Here is a 23,506-nt window from a genome sequence, read left to right on the forward strand (position 1 = left end):
CAAAAAAAACCAGTCCCTTGTTGGAACTGGTTATCCGCCGAATCGGTCGGTCTGGGAGAGTTTGATCTCTACTGATTTTTTCTTTCCGCTTCGGTAAAATTGCACCTTTACCTTGTCGCCGACTTTCTTTTGATATAAATATTTACGCAGATCCACGATATTCTGTACATCTTTGCCATCAAAGGATGTCACGACATCCAGCTCTTTTAGCCCCGCTTTTCCTGCTGGAGACAAAGGTTCAACACTCATCACAACAACCCCGGTTGTGACCTTTTCTGGCAGTTTCAACGTTTCCTGCCAGTGGTAGCTCGCAATATCGGCTAGTGATTTCATGCCAACCCCAAGGTACGGACGTTTGACCTCCCCATAGCGCTCTAAATCCTCTATGACAGGGATAACCAAATTCGCAGGAATGGACAGCCCAATTCCTTCAACTTCTGATTCAGCAATTTTCATTGAATTGATACCGATCACTTTCCCGTCCATATTGATCAAGGCACCACCGCTGTTCCCAGGATTGATGGCGGCATCCGTTTGCAAAACTTCCGCATTCCAATCCGTTTGTCCGTCACCGTTTGAATCAACAGGGATCGCACGCTCCGTTCCCGAAATGACACCTTGTGTGACTGAGCCTGCAAATTCAAGCCCTAATGGATTCCCAATGGCGATGACAGGCTCACCTGGCTTCACATGGTCTGAATTGCCAAAGGCGGCGGTTTTCTTGATCTTATCACTTTTGACTGTGAGTACCGCTAAATCCATGAGCTGATCGCTGCCGACAAGATCGGCTCCAATTCTTGTCCCGTCCTGAAGGCTCACTTCAAGCTGGTTTGCGCCTTTGATGACATGATGGTTGGTCACGATATAAAAGGTATCACCCTTTTTTTTATAAATCACACCTGACCCGCTGCCTGCTTCTCCACCTTCCTCCCAAAAGCTCGACTTTTGGATGTTAATGACGCCGACAACCGTATCCGACATACTAGACACCACTTTCGTGACAGCATCATTGACGTTCACATTGACTGTCTTTAAAGGGCCCTCTGATGCTTGCTGGTCTCCGGCCGGCTGCCAGCCAAAGGGACTGCCGCTCTGTCCAGATACATAGGGGAAAAAGAATCCCATTAAAAAAGCTCCTACCAATACACCGATCAAACCAGATAGGAAATATCCTTTTCTGCTTCGTCTCGGCTTCCACTCTACATCGCGATAATCCACTATGTTTCCTTCCTTTCAGTGAATAGATGATGTATATAGTGTTGGTAAGAAGCTCTTATCTTAATCATACGATTGTCAAAATCATACGGCGCAAAGCGGGGTTGCTTTTTTCGGATCCGTATCATATAAATCAAAGCCGCCCCCCACAACATAGCCCTTCATTTCAAGCGTCTGCTGGACCGCCATACGGGCTAAATCCTTCATGTTGTTGTCTTGACTCAGGTGAGCTAAGTAAATGCGTGAGGTGGCATCCCCAATTACATCTGTCATCGCAAGAGCGGCATCTTCATTCGATACATGTCCAACGTCGCTCAGGATTCTGCGCTTAATACTCCATGGGTATCGGCCCATTTGCAGCATGCCGACATCATGATTACTCTCAAATACAAACGTATTGGCTGATTTAATAATTCCTTTCATGCGATCACTCACATAGCCTGTATCCGTCATGAGGGCAAGCTTTCGCCCTCCATAATGGAATACGTAAAACATAGGCTCTGCCGCATCATGTGACACGCCAAAGGACTCGACATCCAGACCGCCAAAGGTTTGAACCGTCTCCATATCAAAATGAAATTTCTGCTCTGTGTCAATCTTCCCAATATGAGATTCCATCGCCTTCCACGTTTTCGCATTCGCATAGACGGGAAGCTTGTACTTTCTTGCCATGACACCAAGCCCTTTAATATGATCTGAGTGCTCATGTGTCACAAAAATTCCGTCCAAGTCTTCAGGCTTTCGGTCGATTTGACCAAGCAGCTCGACCATCTGCTTGCCGCTTAGGCCAGCATCCACCAAAAAGGCATGCTCGTCTGTTTCTAAATAAAAAGCGTTCCCCGTACTTCCGCTCGCTAGTACACTGAACTGCAAGCTCATGTTCTCTCACTCCATTGAAGATTTGTCATCTTTCTCTATATGATCAAGTGTTGAGCCGTCGATGGCATTGATCAAATATTCTTCCTCTGTCTTTTTCTTTGAACCAGCTGATACGCTTTCAAGCTCCACTCGCCATACAGGAACCATGACTTGAGTGCTTGCACCTGGGTATTGCGTATAGTAGCCAAGTTCCACCTTGTTCACGGTCGTGTTTTGGCTCAGCATATTTTGTGTATATAAGTCCTTCACGGTTTCAAGCGCCGGGACAAGGGTTTCTTTTCTCACTTCATTAATCGACGTCACCATCGACTGCTGATACGATACGACCTCGTTTTGATCGTTCAAATCTAATGTGATTTTTCCGATGGTTTCGGTGTCATCAAGGCCTTCTTGGAAGATGTATTTCCCTTTATACGTTTGGAAAAAGACGATTTTACCTGTCTCTTCATCAATACTCCACAGCTTATAATTCTTCCCATCCAGCAAACGCTGGTTCACAAGGTTCGTCGCTGCTGTTTTCATATCCTTTTTCGGCAATGCGACTGGTTTATTGAAAGTCATTTCAAGCAACGTGACAGGATCGTCTTTGTCTGATTTCGGGAATGTGCTTTTCGCCTTTTGATCAGCTAATCCGTCGACATCCTTTTTCGTATATTGCTTCTTTTCAGCTGTAATGCGGTATCCAATCTTCGCTTCATCTGATAGATTGCCATATTTGATTCCGTCTGCCTTCATTTCTTCCAGCGTATCCGTTTTTTCGATAATCGCAAAATGATCAGTCGATCGTTTTTCAAAGTATTGAAAACCTAGAAAGATATCGAGAACGAGAAAGGCTAGGATAAAGATCGTTTTGGTCTTATTCCACTCCATTATTCTCGCTCCCCTCTGTCAGCAGATCATTCGATAGAATCACGGTTTTGCCGTTATATTTCATGCACCATACTGGCTCCAGCCAGACAAACATCGCTTGATCTTGATCTGATGCCGTTGTCGCAGCTTGATACGCAGGGAAAATCTGTTCAATTTTCTCCAGATCATCATATTTCGTCTGTTTGATGATCAGATTCTTCAGCTCTGTCCCATTCATCAGCTTGACCTGTTCACTTTGACTCGCTTTGTTGCCAAGAATGTAGTTTGGGCGCTTGTAATTCAAGATGTCATCATTCGCCCATTGTACTTCAAGAGAGGTCATACCAAATGGATGCTTCGTACTGTTGACGATTGGCAGACCATCCATAAACATATTAAAGGACAGCTGCTGGTTGCTGTTGATGCCAAAGTATTGATAGTCATCTGTAAAGCTTCCCGTATCATTGAAATACTTCACGCTTCGCTTGATCAAATCCCCCGTTTGAAAAACGGTACTGGAATTGATATTGCGGTGCTGATATTGGATGCGGTGATCTTTTTGATTGGCTTCAAGACGACTTGTCCCATCTGTATACACCGTCCGGTTTAAATTAGATTCCTCACCGACAAGACTTGGGTCTGTAAACAAAGCGTCCTTGAATTTGGTTGTCTTAATCGTTTCGATAAAGAACATTTTTGCTTCAAGCTGCTTTTGCTTTCTCGGCAGGAGGAAATCTCTTTTAGAATTCTCTGAGAATGTATAAAGATCATAGCGCGGCATCTCGTTTTGAGCGGCTGTGATGCTGTCCATCAGATTACGATAGTTGGCGGACTCAATCGTCAGCTCAAGCACCGTTTCCTTGCTATATGAGACCAAATAGACTTTTTTATTGGCCTTATCCTGCTGGGCAAACGGCACAATCATCCGATCAAATGAGTTGTATTCAATGGATTTATTCGGCCATTTAAACAGTGCTTGGAAAATATCAATCGGAATCGGATCATTGAACACAAGATCCAATGTCTTCCCCTGTCCTCCGCGTCCATAGAAGAAATTTTTAAATCTCTGCTCGGAATATTGGTCCGACACATCGGCAATCTCTTTGACATCCCACAGGCTCACATCATTCCAAAAGTTTTGAAAGAGTTCCTTTTGATCCACTTTAAAATGCTCACCATTTGAATGGATGAACATCTCCCGCGGCTTCACGACATCAATGAGACTTCGGGGCTCATCGCTTGAAATCTTTTTCGTTTCCACGACCTTTGTGCCGGCATCCGCCTGATCCTGCATGACGGGCTGGAACATCCAAATATTCCACGTAAACACAAGGCTGATCGCAATTAGGATTGTTAATATTATGGTTTTAAAGGTCTCACGCTTCATCCCAATCATCCTCTTGTTCTTCATTGTACGGAAGGGTAAAGGTTACTGTTGTTCCTTTTCCTTCAATGCTGTCAGCCCAAATATCTCCGCCATGAGCCTGAACCATTTCTTTTGCAATCGCAAGACCTAGGCCGGTTCCGCCAAGCTTTCTTGTTCTCGCTTTATCCACTCGATAAAAACGTTCAAAGATTTTATCCATATCCTTCTTCGGAATACCGATTCCTTCATCTTTGACGCTGAATAACACAAGCCCTTGATCCTCATCCAGATCGACTGTGAACGTGATATGTCCACCCTCTGGCGAGTATTTCATGGCATTGGAAATAATATTATCGAGTACCTGTGTGATTTTATCTTGATCAATTTCAACATACACTTCACGCTGCGGCAGGTTGCGGATGAAATCGACATGCTGCTCCTTCGTCATTTCAAAACGATCAATGACCAAAGAGATAAACCTGATAAAATTCGTCCACTCACGATTGAATTGATAATCCTTGCTGTCGAACTTAGACAGCTGGAGCAGGTCATTGACAAGCCGGATCATGCGCTCTGTTTCATTTTGCGTGACACTGAGGAACCTTGGCGCAAGCTCTTTATCACCAATCGCACCTTCAGCCAATGCTTCAAGATAGCTTCGCATCGTCGTTAGCGGTGTACGTAGTTCATGCGATACGTTCGCCACGAATTCGCGGCGTTCAGCATCAATTTTCTCTTGCTCTGTCACGTCATAAATGACAGCAATTAAGCCGTCGATCTTCCCATGCTCTTTCTGAATGACTGAAAAATTGACACGCAGAACAGACAGCTGATCTTCGCGTTCAATTTCAAGCAGCATGGAGTCTTGATTTTCGACTAAATCTTCAAATGTATGAGTTTCCTCTAAGCCTAGCAATGACGTAATGGGCATCTCTAATGCTGTTTCACGTGAAACATTCAGAAGCTCTAATGCTGGGCTGTTTAATAGAATAATGGCACCGTTTTGATTCGTTGCAATGACCCCATCCGTCATATACGCAATCACAGAAGAAAGCTTTTTCCGCTCACCCTCTGTCATCAGCTGAGCTTCCTCCAGCTCTCTCGTCAGATGGTTAAAGGTCGTCGCTAGCTGACCGATCTCATCATGTCCATACTTTCGGACCTTTCTGGAAAAGTTCCCTTTGGCGAGCTCGATCGCTTGCTTTCTCATATCCGAAATTGGGTGTGTGATGGTTCTGAATATGAATATACCAAGTAGAGCAGTAATTCCAAGGGCAAGAAGCGTTCCCGTTGCCAAAATCGTATTAATGGTTCGCATTTGGTTAAAAACACTTTCCATGGAGGAGACCACATAAATGACACCAACGGTTTCTTGGTTCTCATTTTTCACGGCTGTCGCTGATATGCGGACTCGTTTGTTCGATTCTGGGTCATAGAATTTTTTCTCGTAGTCTTTGCCAACCGCGAAAATACGGTTAATGATTTGATCTGTGATTTTCTTGCCGGCAATCTCTTGACTGCCATTATTCACAGAGGCAATGACCTCTCTGCTTTCGTCAATATAGCTGACTTCAGAAATTTCATTAGACTCATCTTTGTTGTTAAAATCGTTTAAAATCTTTTGAGCATCCTCTTTTAATTCCGCCTTGCTTTTCGATGAATCCTGTTCTAGGTAATACGATAACGAGTAGATTCGCTGATTCAAGGAATTATCATAAGAATTAATTAAGGACTGCTCTAGCTGCTTCACAAAGTAGACGCCAATGATCTGCATGGCGACAATGATCAGCAGCACGTAGATTAAGGTCAATTTGAAGTGAATCGAGCGAAAAAAACCTACTTTACTCATAAGAATCTTAGTCCTGCTCTGGGTTTCTTAAATAGTAGCCGACGCCTCGTCTTGTCACGATCCAGCTCGGGTGGCTAGGGTTGTCTTCAATTTTCTCACGAAGACGGCGCACTGTGACGTCTACTGTACGGACATCTCCGAAGTAATCGTAGCCCCATACAGTTTGTAGTAAATGCTCACGTGTCATGACTTGTCCAATATGCTTCGCTAAGTAATGAAGCAATTCGAATTCACGGTGCGTCAACTCGATCGTTTCCTCACGCTTAGACACGACATACGCATCTGGGTAAATGACAAGTGATCCAATTTCGATATCATTTGATTCAGATTCTTCCTCCGATTGCGGAGCAGCAGTCTGTCTTCTCAAATTCGCTTTCACACGTGCAAGCAGCTCGCGCGTGCTGAATGGCTTCGTCACATAATCATCCGCTCCAAGCTCAAGACCGATGACCTTATCAATTTCAGAGTCCTTCGCTGTAAGCATAATAATCGGCATGTCATATTTCTTTCTCACTTCACGGCATACTTCAACGCCATCTTTGTTCGGCAGCATGATGTCGAGCAGAATGATGTCCGGCTTCATTTCTTCTACCATTTCAAGGGCTTCATTTCCGTCATACGCACAATGAACCTCATAGCCCTCTTTTCTTAAGTTAAATTCCAATATATCCGCAATCGGTTTTTCATCATCTACGACAAGAATCTTTTTTTCCATTATAATTTCCTCCTGCATTTTTAGCATCTATGTCATTCCATTTTGCATGTCTAATCACGCCTTTTTCATTTGCGGAAAAAAGGCTCACTGTCTATTATAACGTTTTACGAGGCAAAGATAAAAATAATAACGGCTTTCTTTTCTAGTAAACGTTGAATAGGAAGGACACTGCTCAAAAAAATTGATGACTTTTTCCTTTTTTATCGAAACTTTTCCAATCACCAAACGTCTATATACATGTAACGTCTTCTTCTTATGAAGCCGGGCCCTACCTAGGTCCGGCTTCTCCCTTTTTATGCCTTCTTTTCATAATAAAAACGCACCTGCGCTTGCAGATGCGTTTGGAAGTGGCTCGGGACGGAATCGAACCGCCGACACACGGATTTTCAGTCCGTTGCTCTACCAACTGAGCTACCGAGCCATCATCAAAAAGATGAATATGTATAAATGGCGGTCCGGACGGGACTCGAACCCGCGACCTCCTGCGTGACAGGCAGGCATTCTAACCAACTGAACTACCGGACCTCAGTAACTTGCCCGAAAAAGCAATCGTGGTGCTCTTTCAAGCAAGTGAGGAAAAATTAGCTTAACGCTAAAGTAAATCAATGACCCGTACGGGATTCGAACCCGTGTTACCGCCGTGAAAGGGCGGTGTCTTAACCGCTTGACCAACGGGCCAATACATGGTGAGCCATGAAGGACTCGAACCTTCGACCCTCTGATTAAAAGTCAGATGCTCTACCAACTGAGCTAATGGCTCTCGGTTTGTGAAAAGTGAATCTGAAGAAGCTGTATTGCGTCAAACCAATCGCTTTCAAAAAAGCTGGAACATCGCATCCTAACAAGTTTCAGAGACCTTTGCAACAACGAGATTTATAATATCATAGAGTCATTACATATGGCAATACGTTTTTCGACATTTTTTTTATAAAAGTGTCGGATTTGATATCTCCTGTCAAATCGCCCATTTCTGCAACCGCTTTCAATTTTGATCCTTCTTTTCAATGGTCACTGTTTATTCAAGCACATAGAAACGTTTTAGACCGCCTGAAAATGGTTATACAAGAGACAAGTAACATTGTAATTGAAAAAGGAGGAAGCAGCATGAGTTCATTCAAATTAGGAGATAAAATGCCCAATTTTTCACTGCCAACGGTGCAGGGCGAACACATTGATTTCTACAAACATTTAGAGGAGCATCAAAGCTGGCACCTCATCATCTTCTTTAGAGGATCATGGTGCCCAGTATGCGTAGAGGAATTAAAAGAGCTAGAAAAGCAGCAATCATACTTTCAAGACAAGGATATTCACTTAATGGCGATTTCAACGGATAACCCTGAGGACTTGAAGAAATTTGCTGATAAAGAGGGACTTTCCATCCCGATCATGTCTGACCAAGATCTCACATCATTAAAAGCATATGAAGTGTTCTATCACGGGGAAGATGCCCCATATGAAGATCACGGGGTACACGGAGAACCCGCCTATTTCTTATTAAATGAAAAAGGGCAAGTGCTCTATCAACAAAGACAAACAAGCCCATTTGGCAGACCGCATGCCAACGAATTGCGCAAAATCATCCAATACATTCGTAAAAATTTAAAAGGGCAATATAAAAGCATAAAATAAGAAAGAAGCTCTCGTGATGAGGGCTTCTCAGATTGTTGACAAAGGGCTAAAATGATCTTTATTTTAGCCCTTAAATAAAAATAAAAGAATCCATAAATATGTACCCGGCCAAGGCGTGTTTTTTCTTTTCGCCTGCTGGTATTTCAGCTCCAATCCCACACCAAACATGATGGTGAGCAGCGAGAGCATTTTGCCATAAACGAACATCGAGACAATGCTTTCAAGCAAACTGCCATTTTCATATTCATCTGCAATCTGATCTGTCGCAAAGGTATCCCCTGCGTACGCAAAAAACCAAACGTTCGTCCCCAATGTGCCTAGTATGGCAAAGCCTCGTAAAATATCTAATAATCGTATTCTCTCTTTCACTTGAACGCCCCTTCCCTTTATACAATTATCATATTTTGGTAAAGTCAGGAAGTCCGTTCTGTTGAATTTAAGGAATATTTAAACAAAAAAAACACCAGTAAAATGTGTGATTTTACTGGTGTCTGATCAGTCTATACTTATGGACGGTACACGCTGCGGACAACGTTCGTTTGTGAACGGTCTGGTCCGACTGAGAAAATAGAAAGTGGAATACCTGTTAATTGTGAAATGCGCTCTAAATAGTGGCGGGCATTTTCAGGCAGTTCACTTAAATTCTTCACGCCTGTAATATCCTCGGTCCATCCTGGCATTTCTTCGTAGACAGGCTCACATTTCGCTAATTCCTTTAGACTTGCTGGGAATTCCTCTGTGATTTCTCCGTTCAATTTATAAGCGACACAGATTTTCAATGTCTCAATCCCTGTCAGTACATCGATTGAGTTCAGAGATAAATCTGTAATACCGCTCACACGGCGGGCATGACGGACAACAACACTGTCAAACCAGCCAACACGGCGCGGGCGTCCAGTTGTCGTACCGTATTCACGGCCAACTTCACGGATTTGATCGCCAATTTCATCATGAAGTTCTGTTGGGAATGGGCCATCTCCAACACGTGTTGTGTAAGCTTTTGATACGCCGACTACATGTTGAATTTTCGTAGGTCCTACGCCAGAACCAATCGTCACTCCTCCAGCCACTGGGTTAGAGGATGTCACAAATGGATATGTCCCTTGATCGATATCAAGCATAACGCCTTGTGCCCCTTCAAATAGAACACGGCGGCCTTCATCTAGAGCATCGTTCAATACAACAGACGTGTCCACGACATATTTTTTCACTTGCTGGCCATATTCATAATACTCGTCTAAAATATCTTCAATTTTGAAGCCTTCTGTGTCGTACATTTTCTCTAAAAGACGATTTTTCTCTTCTAGATTACGTGCAAGCTTCTCTTCAAATACTTCACGATCTAATAGATCTGCGACGCGGATTCCGACGCGAGCTGCTTTATCCATATAAGCTGGTCCGATTCCTTTTTTCGTCGTACCGATCTTATTAGCCCCTTTCCGCTCTTCTTCTACCTCGTCCAATTTTAAATGATAAGGTAGAATCACATGGGCTCTATTGCTGATTCTGAGGTTCTCTGTACTCACATTCCGTTCGTGAAGATACGCAAGCTCAGTGACCAACGCTTTAGGATCAACCACCATTCCATTACCGATGACACAAGTTTTCTCTTTATAAAAAATACCGGACGGAATGAGGTGTAGCTTGTAAGTCACTCCATCAAATTTGATCGTGTGACCTGCATTGTTTCCCCCTTGATAACGGGCAATCACCTCTGCATTTTCTGAAAGGAAATCGGTAATTTTCCCTTTCCCTTCGTCACCCCACTGCGTACCTACTACGACTACTGAAGACATATCGTGCACCTCCGTTAACCTTTCAAAACGTTATCTCTTTCAAACACATTTATTTTATCAATGCAAAACGAAAAAGTCAACGCTAAATCCGAACATTAGTATCTCGAAATCAAATTTTGTTCGCTTTAAATGTGAGGAAAAGCGCTTTAATCACTTCTTCAGCGCTTAAAAAGGGAGATTTTGAGTAAAAACAACGATTTTGATTGTTCCCTATTTTGATTGATTTTCAATCAACCGAATCATCGAACTTGCCATAAAATCAGGCGAGTAAGGTCTTCCTGTCCTCAGCCATCATTTTCAAGCAGAGGAGAATGGAGACAATGTGATTGTGTTGCTTGCTTCTGCCAACCGGGATGAGCGTCAATTTTCAAACGCACATGAATTTGATATACACCGCCATCCTAACCCTCATATTGGTTTCGGTCACGGCATCCATTTCTGTCTTGGCGCACCACTTGCCCGTCTTGAAGCATGTACTGCCATAAAGGCCTTAATGGAACTATATGAGGCACTTGAGCTCCTCTCTTACGTTCCAATGACAAGCAGCAGTATGTATGGACTGAAATAGCTGAAACTGCGTGTTACGCCTCGTTCATAACAGAAAAGACTCCCGGGCATGGGAGTCGTTTTTAAACGGGGGTGATTCCATCTGTGTTCATGAGCACAACCCGATACCCATCTGGATCTTCAATGGTCGCTCCTCCCCGGTCCCAGTATGGATTCGTAGAGGTGACTTGCCGTCCGCCAAATGAGATCAGTCTCTCTTTCATCTGCTGAAACTCCTGTTCATCAGGAATATAGAAAACAAGCAGCTGTTCTGGATGCGGAACGGGCAGGCTCTCTTCTTCTTCATGTTTGGTGATTTCTAAATGAACATGCTGGTGAGGAAGTCCGAGCATCACACCATCATACCCTTCATGCTGATCAAATGAGCCTATCCGTTTGAGCCCTAAGCCTTCTTCATAAAAGGAAACAACCTCTTTCATGTTGACGGTTGGGCGTGCGATGCGTAATTGAGCGGCTTCGAACTGTTGAAATTTCATCAGTCATCACTCCTTTTCTCCTTTTAGTATACGATCTCTTTTTTTCTCTCTCCTCCTCATTTCGGCTGTTTTTCAGTCATTCTTTCGATGTAGATGGATCAAAAAAGCCCAGCTTCTTGAGCTGGGCTTTAAGCACCGGGCGGAACACCCGCATCGTCAAATCTTCTTTCCAGGTTAACGAATTTGTTATATTCTTTGACGAACGCCAGTGAAACCGTACCAACTGGACCGTTACGCTGTTTGGCAATAATGATTTCAATAATGTTCTTATTCTCTGATTCTTTGTCGTAGTAATCATCACGATAAAGGAATGCCACGATATCGGCATCCTGCTCAATACTTCCTGATTCACGAATATCAGACATCATCGGACGTTTATCCTGACGCTGCTCTACTCCGCGAGAAAGCTGAGACAGGGCAATGACCGGAACTTCAAGTTCCCTTGCCAGCGATTTTAAAGCCCTAGAGATTTCAGATACCTCTTGCTGACGGTTATCGCTTGATCGTCCGCTCCCTTGGATGAGCTGCAAATAGTCAATCAGGATCATCCCAAGACCATTTTCTTGCTTCAACCGGCGGCATTTCGAGCGAATTTCACTTACCCTGATTCCAGGTGTATCATCAATGAAAATTCCACTATTTGATAGCGAGCCCATCGCCATTGTCAGCTTGCCCCAGTCCTCTTCTGTCAGATTACCGGTTCTTAGGTTCTGTGCATTGATATTCCCCTCTGCACAAAGCATACGCATAACTAGCTGCTCAGCCCCCATCTCTAAACTAAAGATGGCGACACTTTCGTCTGTCTTGGTCGCGACATTTTGTGCAATGTTCAATGCGAAGGCTGTTTTCCCTACTGATGGACGAGCCGCTACAATAATCAAGTCATTTCGCTGGAATCCAGCTGTCATCCGGTCAAGCTCTGAGAAACCTGTTGGAATCCCTGTGATATCGCCTTTGCGGTTATGAAGCTGTTCAATATTATCATATGTCTGAACAAGAACGTCCTTAATGTTTTGAAAGGCTCCTGAGTTTTTACGCTGAGCTACTTCCATAATGGTTTTTTCAGCATCACTCAATAAATCTTCTACTTCATCCTCACGCGTATACCCATCCTGTGCAATGGTTGTCGCAGTTCGGATCAGACGTCTTAAAATTGATTTCTCTTCTACAATTTTTGCATAGTATTCAATGTTTGCGGCAGTTGGGACAGAGTTCGCAATATCAGTTAAATACGAAATCCCGCCTACCTCTTCAAGTAAATCTGTATTGGCAAGTTCTGATGTCACCGTGACAAGGTCAACCGGTTCCCCTCTATCACCAAGTACAAGCATCGCATTGTAAATCTTTTGATGCGACATTCTATAGAAATCCTCTGGAATTAATACCTCAGAAGCGAGCGTTAGCGCAGACGGTTCTAAAAAAACAGCACCTAATACGGCCTGCTCGGCTTCTATATTTTGCGGCGGCAGCCGGTCATCGAGAAGTTCCGTCATGCCAAGCACCGTCCTTTCATAAAAAAATACGCTACTCATCATTTTAACATTTTCATCAATAAAAAAGTGAAAAACATCGACTATAGTCAAAATTACCATGAGGATGAATGATTGAACAGTGTCTTTTTATAGATGGGAGAGGTAGAAGGATTGAAAACTAAAAGCATGAATGTGGATATAACAAAAAAGATGTTTGTAGCAGTTCCTGTAAAATTAAATGTCCCATTTCCAGACTTAATACGATCTCGAATTGAGACAGTAAAATACATATTCCCTGTATATGTGCCACGAGTTACTTTCACAAAATAAGTTTCTGTTGTTGAAGTAACTTTACTAGTATTGGCATAAATAAATGGTGTAATTGAATCAGGATTCATAACCTCGGACCCAGTCATAGAATGTTTTGAATTATACACCTCTATTTTCATCCCTGTATATTGCTTATCATATGAACTTCGCACATAAACCCTTTCACCCTTATTGATCGTGAACTGATAATACGCTTCATTTTCACCTTCAGGTAAGATTGTTGTATCTGGACGACTATATTTCCAATCCCCCATTAAACTTGCTGTGTTAGGACTGTTATTTCCTGTAATAGCTGCTTCCGCTGAATTTGGTGTAATAAAGCTGGTAACAAGCATGAGCAACAATAATGGGAATAAAAAACGTTTAAAGATATTTTTTAACAAATTTTAACTTAATTGCTGATATATTTAATAATCACTATTTTTTAAAAAGGAGAATCAAAATGAATATTAATACGTCATACACGGCAGGTGCTTCACACAATCAGAACCGAATAGACTCTAAAGGTCAATCAGCTATTAAAAGTACAAATGAGATGATGACAGAATCTGATAGACGGATGAAAATATTAGATGAAAAATACCAAAAAATAAATGAACAAAATAAACGATTCAAAGATCCTCAAGACCACATATATAATAAGTATAGAAATCCATATTCCTCTTATTTCAGAAGTGATCTAACCCAATTTGAAAGAGAAGCTGCGTACACCATGGAAATGAGTTGGGCAAGGAATAATAAAGGGGGACAATATGACTTTAATGATGCATCTTCCGTAATGAAAAACGGTACGATCCTACCCAAGAAAGTGTAGAAAAGAAACTATTCAATCGTCAAAAGGTGAACGAACAACTGCAAGCTTTATTTTCTAGCAATGGTTTGACCATTCCTAAAAACACAAATTTAACTTTTACCATTGACCCAAATAATTTTAAATTAGTGGTGAGTGGATCAACAGACAAATCGCTGGTCAAACAAATAGAAGACCTATTAAATACAACCAACAATACAAGAGAACTATTTTTCCATATTATGAAAAGTAGAAATGACGATTCTACTCAATTCACACCGGATTCTCTTGCAAAATTCCATCTTGTCAATCAAATCAAAACGGTGACAGGCTACAATTTAAAAGATTTAAGCATTGTAAATGGTCAATTTGTAACGGATAACGGAACAAATATTTTTGATATATACAAAGAAGAACTCCTGAAAAATCCATACACATCAGAAAATGCGCGCATTGCCGCTTCACATTACGGTGCACAGCTATTTGATCTAGCCAAAAACGGGTTTGATTCAATTCCCGATTTGGTGTTATCTATTGGTTATCAAAACGGTTCTTTATATGACATTGGTTGAAGTGAAGAAGGATTCCCACAACAAAACAAGAACTACCTAGAAGGATTAAATTGATTTTTGGTTTGATATGTTCAATTTGAGGAGGAATTATTTGTTATTTGTTGGGATTGCCATTTTAATTGTGCTTTTCATATCAAGTACCATGATTGAGAAAAGTTTAAAAAGAACTGAAAAACAAAATGAACTCATCATAGAGCTGCTAAAAGAAAATCGTTATAAAAGCTGATTCTCACCGGTGACCTTTTTTAGAAAAAAAGGTAAGAAGCAGACCTTTGCTGTCTGCTTCTTTGTCATTCATTGAAATTTATCATTTTCAATTTAGAAATGATGGGACTTTCCCTGATCTTTTATGATGTATGTAATGAATCCAATGATTTCTCCATTTTCATTGATAACAGTAAATCCATCTAATCCGCAACAATCATAAAATCCACTTGAAATGACCATTTCTATACTTCCCCAGTGTGTTGTGAAAAAATCTATTAGAGCGATCCCCTTATATGATATATTGGAACGTATAGATTGAAGGAGGAGGGATTTGCGCATGAGACCCTTACAAATCTCAGCCGATACCGCACAAAAGCTTGCTGCATCTCTCAATGTACCAATTGAACAAATTATGCATATGCCGCAGCATATCTTAATAGCTAAATTAGCGGAGCTTGAACAGAAGAAAGATCGTTCTTCTTAAAGAAATAAAGGAGTTTACATTCATGGAACAACAACTAGAACAATCAACATTACATCCTCGCAGTACAGGGCAAACCATTTTACTGATTGCTGGGATTTTACTCATTGCCTTTAACCTGCGTCCTGCCATTACGTCCGTTGGCCCTGTGATTGGCGCCATTCGTTCCGATTTGCAGCTTTCAAATGGACTTGCAGGTTTTCTCACGACATTACCGCTGCTCTCATTCGCATTGCTATCTCCAATTGCACCTAAAATCGGAAAACGTCTTGGCAATGAACGAACCCTTTGGCTTGGACTTGCTGTCCTTCTATTTGGGATTGTCATTCGCTCGTTTGGCACCATCACCTTCTTAATGATTGGAACGGCGCTAGTCGGCGTCGGGATTGCGATTTGTAACGTGCTCTTACCGGGGCTCGTGAAGCATAAATTCCCTGCACATGCTGGATTGATGACAAGTGTATATACGACCTCGATGTCCGTTTTTGCTGCACTTGCATCAGGTGTGAGTGTTCCGCTCAGCCATACGATGCCTGGCGGCTGGAATACGTCATTCCTTGTATGGGGTGGACTTGCGCTTATAGCCATGATGGTCTGGGCTCCGCAGCTTCTTCACCAAAACACAGCGGCAGTCAAAAGCATTTCGCTCACAGAGCAGCCAATATGGCGTTCACGTGTCGCATGGCAGGTGACCTTTTTTATGGGCTTGCAGTCATTCCTTTTCTATAGCAGCATCGCATGGTTCCCTGATATTTTGACATCACATGGAATGAACCTGTCAACGGCTGGATGGATGCTGTCTATTATGCAGTTCGCTGGTCTGCCATCCACCTTTTTAACGCCTGTTTTTGCAGAAAAATTAAAAACGCAAAGACCGCTTGTATGCGGCCTTGTTCTTGTGTATTTGCTTGGCATGATCGGACTTCTTCTAGGAGGAACTACGCCTATTCTTGTCATCTCTGTTTTATTGATCGGCATTGGACAAGGAGCCAGTATCAGTCTTGCCCTCACATTTATCGGATTACGGACAACACATATGGAACAAGCAGCTGCCCTTTCAGGAATGGCGCAGTCTCTCGGTTATTTATTAGCCGCTGTTGGCCCGCTCTTGATTGGGATTCTCTTTGATATCACACATACATGGACGCCATCGATTATCATCTTTATCATCATTCTATTTTTCATGTTTCTATCTGGTATGCGAGCCGGACGAAGCGTCTATATTTCAGATCCATCTTAAAAAAAGAACCCGCCTCTTCGTGAGACGGGTTCTTTTGTGCTTATGCTTGTTCTGTGACGTGTACCTTTAATGCTGCTTGCACTTCTGGATGAAGCTTCACAGGTACATTTGTATATCCTAACGCACGGATGGCGTCATTCAGCTCGATTTTGCGCTTATCGAGTTTGATTTGATGACCTTTTTGCAATTTATCAGCGATTTGTTTGCTTGTAATAGATCCAAACAGACGGCCGCCTTCACCTGATTTTGCAGTGAGCTCCACTGTTAACGCCTCAAGTGTTTCTTTTAGTTGTTTCGCTTGTTCAAGCTCTTGGATGGCATTCTTTTTCTCTTTGTTTTTCTGTCCTTCCAATGCACTTAGGTTCGTTGGATTTGCTTCAACCGCTAACCCTTGTTTGATGAGAAAGTTGTGTGCGTATCCGTCAGCTACATTTTTGACTTCGCCTTTTTTCCCTTTGCCTTTTACGTCTTTTAGAAAGATGACTTTCATCTTTGAACCCCTCCTTCGAAATATTCGTCTATGGCATCTTTTAACTTCTCTACCGCTTCTTCAATGGTTATACCATAAATCTGGGTCGCAGCGTTAGTCAAATGACCGCCTCCGTCTAACGCTTCCATGATAATTTGAACGTTGATATCCCCTAACGATCTTGCACTAATGCACACAGTATCGTCATCTCGTCGAGCGACAGCAAATGACGCTTCCACCTCACTCATTGACAAGAGGGAATCAGCTGTCTGTGCGATCGTAATTTGATCATAATACTCCGAGCTGTCAGACGGCAGTGAAGCGATCGCTACCTGATTTTGATACAGCTCTGTATGCTGAATGAGCTTTGCCCGTTTGATGTAATGATCGACTGTCTCTTTCAGAAACTTTTGCACAAGGACAGGATCTGCCCCCTTCGCACGAAGGTAGGAAGCTGCATCAAACGTTCTTGATCCCGTTCTCAGCGAGAAACTCTTCGTATCCACGATGATTCCAGCAAGAAGGGCAGTCGCCTCAATCATGTTAATCCGCAATTTCTTCGGCTGATACTCTAATAGCTCTGTCACAAGTTCTGCTGTAGATGAAGCATACGGCTCCATATAAACAAGTAAAGGATCACGGATAAATTCCTCGCCACGCCTATGGTGGTCAATGACAACGACATTTTCAATTTTATTCAGCAGTCGTTCTTCCATGACGAGGGACGGTTTATGTGTATCAACGACCACAAGCAATGTGTCATCCTTTGCAAGCTCCATGGCTTCCTCTGGTGTGATAAAACGTGACCAAAGTTCTTCATAATTCTTAATTTCACTAATTAAGCGTTGAACACTGTCCCCAATCTGGTTGGCATCAATGACAATATAGCCTTCTTTCCCATTGGCTTGGGCGACCTTTAAAATACCGATCGATGCACCGATTGAGTCCATGTCTGGGAACTTGTGCCCCATGATCATGACATTGCCGCTTTCAGACACAATTTCTTTTAAGGCATGAGAAATGACCCGTGCGCGTACTCGTGTCCGTTTTTCCATTGGATTGGTTTTCCCGCCGTAGAATTTCACTTTCCCATTCGGCTGTTTAATGGCTACCTGATCCCCGCCTCGTCCAAGGGCAAGGTCAAGACTCGATTGCGCAAGTGCTCCAAGCTCTTTTAAAGAAGGAACAGACGCACCGATTCCGATACTAAGGGTAAGCGTCGCGCTATGTGCCCCTGTTTTCTCACGAACCTCGTCTAAAATGGAGAACTTCGACGCTTCAAGCTCTGCTAAAATGTTCTCATTTAATACCGCCATAAATCGTTCAGACGAAATTCTCTTCAGGAAAATGCCATATTCTTGTGCCCAATTGTTTAACAGCGACGTCACTTCACTATTAATAATGCTGCGCACCTGATCATCAAGGCCTTGCGTGACATCGTCATAATTGTCTAAAAAGATATAAGATAACACCGTTCGTTCATTTTCATACTGTCTTTCAATCTGCACCTGTTCCGTTACATCAAAGAAATATAGAAGGCGCTCTGACCGCTTAATAATGACTTTAAATTTCCGGTCATTCAGCGTCACATTTTCTGTCTCGACCTCCTGTTTAATAAGAGGCACGATTGACTCGAATGTATCGTACAAGGATCTGCCGACAAGTGTACTTTCATGAAAGCACGAAGCGAGAAATGGATTCGTCCATTCGATATAATACTGGTCATTAAACAGCATAATACCAATTGGCATCTCCATTAATGCTTCTTCTCCAACCTTTTTGACTCGATAGGATAATGTTGAAATATATGAATCAATCTCTTTCTGTACTTGCGTATCTGCCCACTTTAAGAAGTAGAGCACACCTGCAAGGACTAAAAGACCAATCGCTCCTATGATCCAATTATAATAAAGGTTGAGGAGGACTGTGACCATCGCAAGTACAATTAACGCGAAGATCGGATACTTGATGACAGGTTTTCTATAGAAGCTTGGCACTGATATCAACTCCTCAACATTCAGAGTGAATTATTTGTTTTTTACTTTATCTCTTAAATCAAAGCCTATGTCAGCAATCCCTATAATACGTACAATCACACCGATTGGCGGAAAGAGAACCGTCAACACAATACCAAAAATGGGTACCACTTTTGAGATGTTTTTTTCGTGGCAATAATAGAAGATAAAAGAAAAGCCCTGAATAATCACCAGTATAAATAAAATTTGAAACGCGCTCGTTTGCACGAGCCATAAAAAGCTGCCTTTTTCCGTCTGAATCAGCATCAAAAGCAGTGTGAGTAAATAATACCATACCATGCTTTTTGGCAGCCGCATATCCTTAAATTTCTTAAGGGTTGGCATGTCTTTGACAAACCGTTTGATCAGAGGCTGCACGAACCAATGATTCACGAAAGCCATTAGCGTGGCGAAAATCAATAACGTTACCGGTAAAGCACTCAATGCGGTATCCTGCATCTCTCTAAACTGCTTCAGTTGTTTCGCAATGTCCTGTGCAGAAGCGCCGGATTGCTTTAAGACACTCTCTAACATAGGAATCATTTGCTCAATCGCTTCTTTAGCGATACCAAGTATATCGACTTGGAAAAGCTGAACACTGACAACAAAGTAGATGAGAAAACTGAATAAATAGATCAGCGCTCCTGTAATGACCGCATTCCCCGGCTGCCTCTTGCTGTAGAAAACACCCATGCCTAAACCGACAGCAATCAGCATTGGTGCACTCATCAGCCCAGCAATAGACCCAATTAAAAAGCTGATCACTATGCCAATAGCGCCAGCAGCAATTCCTTTTTTCAAGCCATGCCTGATTGTATAGAGAATGATCGGAATCGGAGCAGCTAGAAAGAAAATAATGGATAATAGCGGCACATACAAATAAAACAGTGTCATGACCGAAAAAATACTGATCATAATTGCGCCTTCTACTAACGCTTTTGTTTGTTTCACACCCTCACCTCTATCCAATCATTTTTCTATATCTTGCTCAATTTGTACTTCTATGTATACGTACTATGTAAGCTCCATCATGTCTTGCCCCAACCTTTATTTTACCATAGCGGCAAATCTCAAGTAAAATCCAGGCTATCCTGAGCACGTTTCACGTGGAACACAATAAGGAATTGTACATGCAAGTTTTCAGACAGCATGTTACAATTTTTTAGATTATTCTTAGCTATAAACCCTGAATTCAAGGTCAAAAGCTGTTAGAATAGAAACATCATCAATAAATGTAAGAAGGAGAATTCACATGGGAAAAACACTCGTATTCGGACACAAAAACCCTGACACAGACACGATTTGCTCTGCTATCGCTTACGCTGATCTGAAAAACAAAATCGGCGCTCAGGCAGAAGCTGTCAGACTTGGAGAAATCAATGGAGAAACACAATACGCATTAGATTTCTTTAAACAAGAAGCACCTCGTTTCATTGAAACGGCTGCAAACGAAACAAAGCAAGTCATTCTTGTCGATCATAACGAATTCCAGCAAAGTGTAAGCGATATTGATCAAGTACAAGTGACTGAGGTCATTGACCATCACCGTATTGCCAACTTTGAAACAAGTGAACCTCTTTACTATCGTGCTGAGCCAGTTGGCTGTACAGCAACGATCTTAAACAAAATGTACAAAGAGAATCAAATCACGATTGAAAAAGAAATCGCTGGTCTGCTTTTATCTGCGATCATTTCTGATTCCTTACTATTCAAATCCCCAACATGCACACAGCAAGACATTGATGCTGCACATGAGCTTGCGAAAATCGCAGGGGTTGATCCAGAAGTATACGGCCTAGACATGCTGAAAGCAGGCGCTGATCTGAGCCAAAAAACCGTTCAAGAATTAATTACACTTGATGCTAAAGAATTTGCACTAGGTAACAGCAAAGTCGAAATTGCTCAGGTCAATACAGTAGATATCGCTGAAGTGACAGCAAGACAGGCTGACATTGAAGCGAAAATCAATGAAGTCATTGCAGCGAAAAGTCTTGATCTATTTGTTTTAGTGATCACAGACATTTTAGAAAATGATTCTCTTGCTCTTGCACTTGGTGCTGAAGCGGCAAAAGTAGAAAAAGCATTTAACGTAACACTTGAAAATAACACGGCTTTACTAAAAGGTGTTGTATCAAGAAAGAAACAAGTGGTGCCTGCACTTACAGACGTACTTGCTTAATCAACACGACAAGACTGCTGACACGTTCAGCAGTCTTTTTTGTATGTCTTCTTTTCAGCGTGATAGAAAGCCCTTGAGGTCTAGGAAGGACGAGCACCGGAGCGGAGCGAATTTGAGATTCGTGAGCACCGAAGCGCAGACCTGACAACGAATGCGAGGGTTTGTCTACACGCTGAAGCGTTCCTTTCAGAACGCTTCTTTTTAATGAATATACATATCACTGACGAGAATATCCTTTAGCACACTTGTTGGTATCGTGAATTCAACAACACCCATGTAGCCAGGCGCCACATCATATTCATTAAAGGAAATCACAAGCTTGCCTTTCGAATTGATATAGAAGCTTTGATCTGGCTGAATCTTCTTAAATGGGTCCATTTCATCTTTGCCAATCGAGTAAATCTTATTTGAATCCTCTTTCATCTGTTTCTTCATTTGTTCTTTAATGTTCTCACTAATCACATCAATATAACGGTCATTTTTAAACAAGCTTGGTAGTGTGATCAGTACATGGTTTTTCTTATCCACCGTATCGTACGTTCTTTCTTCTGCTGCTGAAGCCTGAGTGGTTACCTTGTATCGACCTAGTGAGAGAATCTGATCATTGTTTGTTCTCACTTCATACCCACTCTCAACACTCAAATGACCATTTTTATAGCCCTTTGTTTCCTTTTCAAAATCTTGATACAGCTTTTTGTTTTCAGCTAAATATTTTTGATTCAGGCTGGCTTCTAATTTTCCGTCACCAAGCCCCGATACATGTGGTGTTTTGAGATCAATATTCGTTCCTTGATCGCTCTTTTTAAATTCTGTGAAAGTCACAACCTTCACAAGCTCGCCAATGACAGGTATCTCTGAAATTGCTCTTGCTGCCTGTGGACTGACGTTAACAGTCGTGACAAAAAGAGCAGCCGCAGCGACGAGTCCAATGGTCCATTGCTGAAAGTGAGGTTTTTTATTTTTTCGTTTCAACGTCCGTTCAACCATGGCATCATATTCCGGTGGAATAGGGATTTCTAAATATTCCTCTTTTAACTGTTCCAAATACTTATCCATTTATATTTCCTCCTGCGATAATTCTACTTTTAAAAGTCGCAACGCCTTATATAATCTAGTTTTGATTGTGTTTTCGTTTTCTTCAAGAATATGAGCGATGTCCTCTAGTTTTAAATCTTCAAAGAATCTCAATATGATGATGATCCGATACATCTCAGGTAAATCCTCTATGGCCCGTCTGACGTCTTGATCCTCATAGACATCTGATTCACCCTTTGATAAGAATTCGAGTGTGTCGTCATCTGTCACCTGCATCCGCTTCTTCTTTCGTAAAAAGTCTAGGGCAGCGTTCACCACGATTTTATAAAACCAGCTATGCATCTTGCTTGCATCCTCTAGCCGGTGAACAGATTTAAGTGCTTTATGAATCGCCTCTTGAACGACATCCATGGCATCTTCCGGGTTTTTGACATAACTATAGGACAATCGATAAAAACTATGTTTATGCTCCATTACGTAATCTGCAAATTGATCATCAATCTTTCGTTTCTTCATTTTACAAAGAGCTCCTTTATCTTAAATGCGCATTTGTTATTTCTTACAATGGATAGACGCGCGCCTTTTGAAAATAGTTTGCGCTCAGTTATTTTTTTAACATGTCATCGCATGTTCGTTTCTATACAAAAAGAGCGAACCTGACGGGTTCACTCTTTCAAAGCGGTTATTTTTTGATGAACAAACGATCTTAATGGAGAGAGCGGATGAATGATGGAGATGCCTGTCTCCCGCTCTACCTGTTGTGCAGCGTGAACCATCGAGAGCTGCATCACGCAAATGTCTCCGCTTTTTTGCTTCATACATCTTCTCAGCTGCTCCTTGATTCGATCCTCATAAGCCTGCATGTCACCATTTAGGCAAAGATGAAAGACATCCTCCATCACAACAATGTCTGCTTCAACCTGTTTTCCCCGCTCTTGTGCATACGAATAAAGCCGATACATCGTTCCTTCCACTGTATCTGGGTTTGAAAACACAAGCTGAAGAGCCTCTTTTTTCTCGCAAATCAGCTCAAATAACGGTTCATCTATCGGAACAATCGGTTGTTTGAAAAGGTGCTGCTGATCACCCATAGCCGCAATATATTGTGTACAGGTTAAGAGGATGATATCGGCTTTCCTCTCTTGCATCAGTCTGTTGATGGCATAGGTTTGCTGCTTGTGAAGATCAAAAACGGGATCTTGTTTGGCGCGTTCCATAAATGATGAATCGACTGTGTGATGCAGCTCAAATGCTGTATCACGAAAAACGTCTTCTATATAAGACATATTGGATGGATGTGCGTGAAGGCAGTGTAATCGAAACATCAGGTTCGCTCCTCATGAAAGTTTTCAATCATTATATCAATCCTTGTATG

The 23,506-nt window shown here is 42.1% G+C and carries 21 protein-coding genes, 4 tRNA genes and 3 pseudogenes; 7 read left to right on the forward strand and 21 right to left on the reverse strand.

Translation table 11 applies throughout. The features are described from left to right. Positions 1-30 precede the first annotated feature (30 nt). From ACSLGF_RS12555 to ACSLGF_RS12600, 10 genes are all read right to left on the reverse strand, one after another. Positions 31-1,221 carry a S1C family serine protease gene (locus ACSLGF_RS12555; protein ID WP_456006012.1) on the reverse strand — a complete coding sequence of 397 codons (1,191 nt, stop codon included), beginning with the start codon at positions 1,219-1,221 and terminating at the stop codon, positions 31-33. A gap of 78 nt (positions 1,222-1,299) precedes the next feature. Further along, a complete protein-coding gene (locus tag ACSLGF_RS12560; RefSeq protein WP_456005926.1) occupies positions 1,300-2,094 on the reverse strand; it encodes an MBL fold metallo-hydrolase in 795 nt (264 codons plus the stop codon). A gap of 6 nt (positions 2,095-2,100) precedes the next feature. After that, a complete protein-coding gene (locus tag ACSLGF_RS12565) occupies positions 2,101-2,964 on the reverse strand; it encodes a two-component system regulatory protein YycI (protein ID WP_456005928.1) in 864 nt (287 codons plus the stop codon). Further along, entirely contained in the window at positions 2,951-4,330 is a 1,380-nt protein-coding gene (gene yycH, locus ACSLGF_RS12570) for a two-component system activity regulator YycH (RefSeq protein WP_456005930.1), read from the reverse strand. Before yycH ends, ACSLGF_RS12565 begins: the two co-directional genes overlap by 14 nt. Continuing rightward, entirely contained in the window at positions 4,320-6,158 is a 1,839-nt protein-coding gene (walK, locus tag ACSLGF_RS12575) for a cell wall metabolism sensor histidine kinase WalK (RefSeq protein WP_456005933.1), read from the reverse strand. Before walK ends, yycH begins: the two co-directional genes overlap by 11 nt. A gap of 7 nt (positions 6,159-6,165) precedes the next feature. Next, the gene (yycF, locus tag ACSLGF_RS12580; RefSeq protein ID WP_099727306.1) at positions 6,166-6,873 is read right to left on the reverse strand and encodes a response regulator YycF; all 708 of its coding nucleotides are present in this window, start codon (positions 6,871-6,873) and stop codon (positions 6,166-6,168) included. Between the two features lie 348 nt (positions 6,874-7,221). Continuing rightward, positions 7,222-7,294, reverse strand: a tRNA-Phe gene (locus ACSLGF_RS12585). Between the two features lie 27 nt (positions 7,295-7,321). Further along, positions 7,322-7,398: transfer RNA gene (locus ACSLGF_RS12590), tRNA-Asp, on the reverse strand. Positions 7,399-7,479: 81 nt separating this feature from the next. Further along, a tRNA-Glu gene (locus ACSLGF_RS12595) sits at positions 7,480-7,551 on the reverse strand. Positions 7,552-7,557: 6 nt separating this feature from the next. Then, positions 7,558-7,633, reverse strand: a tRNA-Lys gene (locus ACSLGF_RS12600). A gap of 344 nt (positions 7,634-7,977) precedes the next feature. On the opposite strand from ACSLGF_RS12600, the gene ACSLGF_RS12605 reads away from it, so the two are divergent. Then, on the forward strand, positions 7,978-8,502 hold the full coding sequence (locus tag ACSLGF_RS12605; RefSeq protein WP_456005936.1) for a peroxiredoxin family protein: 525 nt from the start codon (positions 7,978-7,980) through the stop codon (positions 8,500-8,502). Between the two features lie 72 nt (positions 8,503-8,574). On the opposite strand, the pseudogene ACSLGF_RS12610 reads toward ACSLGF_RS12605, so the two are convergent. Further along, positions 8,575-8,871 (reverse strand): annotated as a pseudogene (locus ACSLGF_RS12610) (DUF418 domain-containing protein); the annotation flags it as partial. 137 nt (positions 8,872-9,008) lie between these two features. After that, positions 9,009-10,298 carry an adenylosuccinate synthase gene (locus ACSLGF_RS12615; RefSeq protein ID WP_099728578.1) on the reverse strand — a complete coding sequence of 430 codons (1,290 nt, stop codon included), beginning with the start codon at positions 10,296-10,298 and terminating at the stop codon, positions 9,009-9,011. 307 nt (positions 10,299-10,605) lie between these two features. Here ACSLGF_RS12615 and ACSLGF_RS12620 point away from each other — a divergent pair. Continuing rightward, positions 10,606-10,866 (forward strand): annotated as a pseudogene (locus tag ACSLGF_RS12620) (cytochrome P450); the annotation flags it as partial. 61 nt (positions 10,867-10,927) lie between these two features. Here ACSLGF_RS12620 and ACSLGF_RS12625 read toward each other — a convergent pair. The 3 genes from ACSLGF_RS12625 to ACSLGF_RS12635 all read right to left on the reverse strand — a co-directional run bounded on the left by ACSLGF_RS12625 (position 10,928) and on the right by ACSLGF_RS12635 (position 13,526). Next, the gene (locus tag ACSLGF_RS12625) at positions 10,928-11,341 is read right to left on the reverse strand and encodes a VOC family protein (protein ID WP_456005938.1); all 414 of its coding nucleotides are present in this window, start codon (positions 11,339-11,341) and stop codon (positions 10,928-10,930) included. Between the two features lie 128 nt (positions 11,342-11,469). Continuing rightward, positions 11,470-12,834, reverse strand: a complete 1,365-nt coding sequence (gene dnaB / locus ACSLGF_RS12630) for a replicative DNA helicase (protein ID WP_003214779.1) — start codon at positions 12,832-12,834, stop codon at positions 11,470-11,472. A gap of 92 nt (positions 12,835-12,926) precedes the next feature. Beyond that, positions 12,927-13,526: a hypothetical protein gene (locus tag ACSLGF_RS12635; protein WP_456005941.1), complete on the reverse strand. Its 600-nt coding sequence runs from the start codon at positions 13,524-13,526 to the stop codon at positions 12,927-12,929. 59 nt (positions 13,527-13,585) lie between these two features. Between ACSLGF_RS12635 and ACSLGF_RS12640 the strand changes: the two are divergent. The 4 genes and pseudogenes from ACSLGF_RS12640 to ACSLGF_RS12655 all read left to right on the forward strand — a co-directional run bounded on the left by ACSLGF_RS12640 (position 13,586) and on the right by ACSLGF_RS12655 (position 16,433). Further along, positions 13,586-14,505 (forward strand): annotated as a pseudogene (locus ACSLGF_RS12640) (DUF4885 family protein). Positions 14,506-14,596: 91 nt separating this feature from the next. After that, the gene (locus tag ACSLGF_RS12645) at positions 14,597-14,731 is read left to right on the forward strand and encodes a hypothetical protein (RefSeq protein ID WP_456005944.1); all 135 of its coding nucleotides are present in this window, start codon (positions 14,597-14,599) and stop codon (positions 14,729-14,731) included. A gap of 318 nt (positions 14,732-15,049) precedes the next feature. Continuing rightward, on the forward strand, positions 15,050-15,196 hold the full coding sequence (locus ACSLGF_RS12650) for a YycC family protein (RefSeq protein ID WP_003214589.1): 147 nt from the start codon (positions 15,050-15,052) through the stop codon (positions 15,194-15,196). 22 nt (positions 15,197-15,218) lie between these two features. Next, positions 15,219-16,433, forward strand: a complete 1,215-nt coding sequence (locus tag ACSLGF_RS12655) for a CynX/NimT family MFS transporter (RefSeq protein ID WP_456005947.1) — start codon at positions 15,219-15,221, stop codon at positions 16,431-16,433. Between the two features lie 40 nt (positions 16,434-16,473). On the opposite strand, the gene rplI is transcribed toward ACSLGF_RS12655, so the two are convergent. Genes rplI through ACSLGF_RS12670 form a run of 3 tightly spaced genes read right to left on the reverse strand, consistent with a single transcriptional unit; the run spans position 16,474 to position 19,868 of the window. Further along, positions 16,474-16,923 carry a 50S ribosomal protein L9 gene (gene rplI / locus ACSLGF_RS12660; protein ID WP_456005949.1) on the reverse strand — a complete coding sequence of 150 codons (450 nt, stop codon included), beginning with the start codon at positions 16,921-16,923 and terminating at the stop codon, positions 16,474-16,476. Continuing rightward, positions 16,920-18,899, reverse strand: a complete 1,980-nt coding sequence (locus ACSLGF_RS12665) for a DHH family phosphoesterase (RefSeq protein ID WP_456005952.1) — start codon at positions 18,897-18,899, stop codon at positions 16,920-16,922. Before ACSLGF_RS12665 ends, rplI begins: the two co-directional genes overlap by 4 nt. Positions 18,900-18,929: 30 nt before the next feature. Continuing rightward, positions 18,930-19,868 carry a YybS family protein gene (locus ACSLGF_RS12670; protein WP_456005954.1) on the reverse strand — a complete coding sequence of 313 codons (939 nt, stop codon included), beginning with the start codon at positions 19,866-19,868 and terminating at the stop codon, positions 18,930-18,932. Between the two features lie 301 nt (positions 19,869-20,169). On the opposite strand from ACSLGF_RS12670, the gene ACSLGF_RS12675 reads away from it, so the two are divergent. Beyond that, a complete protein-coding gene (locus ACSLGF_RS12675; protein ID WP_456005957.1) occupies positions 20,170-21,096 on the forward strand; it encodes a manganese-dependent inorganic pyrophosphatase in 927 nt (308 codons plus the stop codon). Between the two features lie 201 nt (positions 21,097-21,297). Here ACSLGF_RS12675 and ACSLGF_RS12680 read toward each other — a convergent pair whose 3' ends face one another. From ACSLGF_RS12680 to ACSLGF_RS12690, 3 genes are all read right to left on the reverse strand, one after another. Next, positions 21,298-22,152: a DUF3298 domain-containing protein gene (locus ACSLGF_RS12680; RefSeq protein ID WP_456005959.1), complete on the reverse strand. Its 855-nt coding sequence runs from the start codon at positions 22,150-22,152 to the stop codon at positions 21,298-21,300. Then, positions 22,153-22,647 carry an RNA polymerase sigma factor gene (locus ACSLGF_RS12685; RefSeq protein ID WP_456005961.1) on the reverse strand — a complete coding sequence of 165 codons (495 nt, stop codon included), beginning with the start codon at positions 22,645-22,647 and terminating at the stop codon, positions 22,153-22,155. A gap of 149 nt (positions 22,648-22,796) precedes the next feature. After that, a complete protein-coding gene (locus ACSLGF_RS12690; RefSeq protein ID WP_456005963.1) occupies positions 22,797-23,456 on the reverse strand; it encodes a hypothetical protein in 660 nt (219 codons plus the stop codon). Between the last annotated feature and the right edge of the window lie 50 nt (positions 23,457-23,506).

The organism is Bacillus sp. A015, from assembly GCF_053851875.1.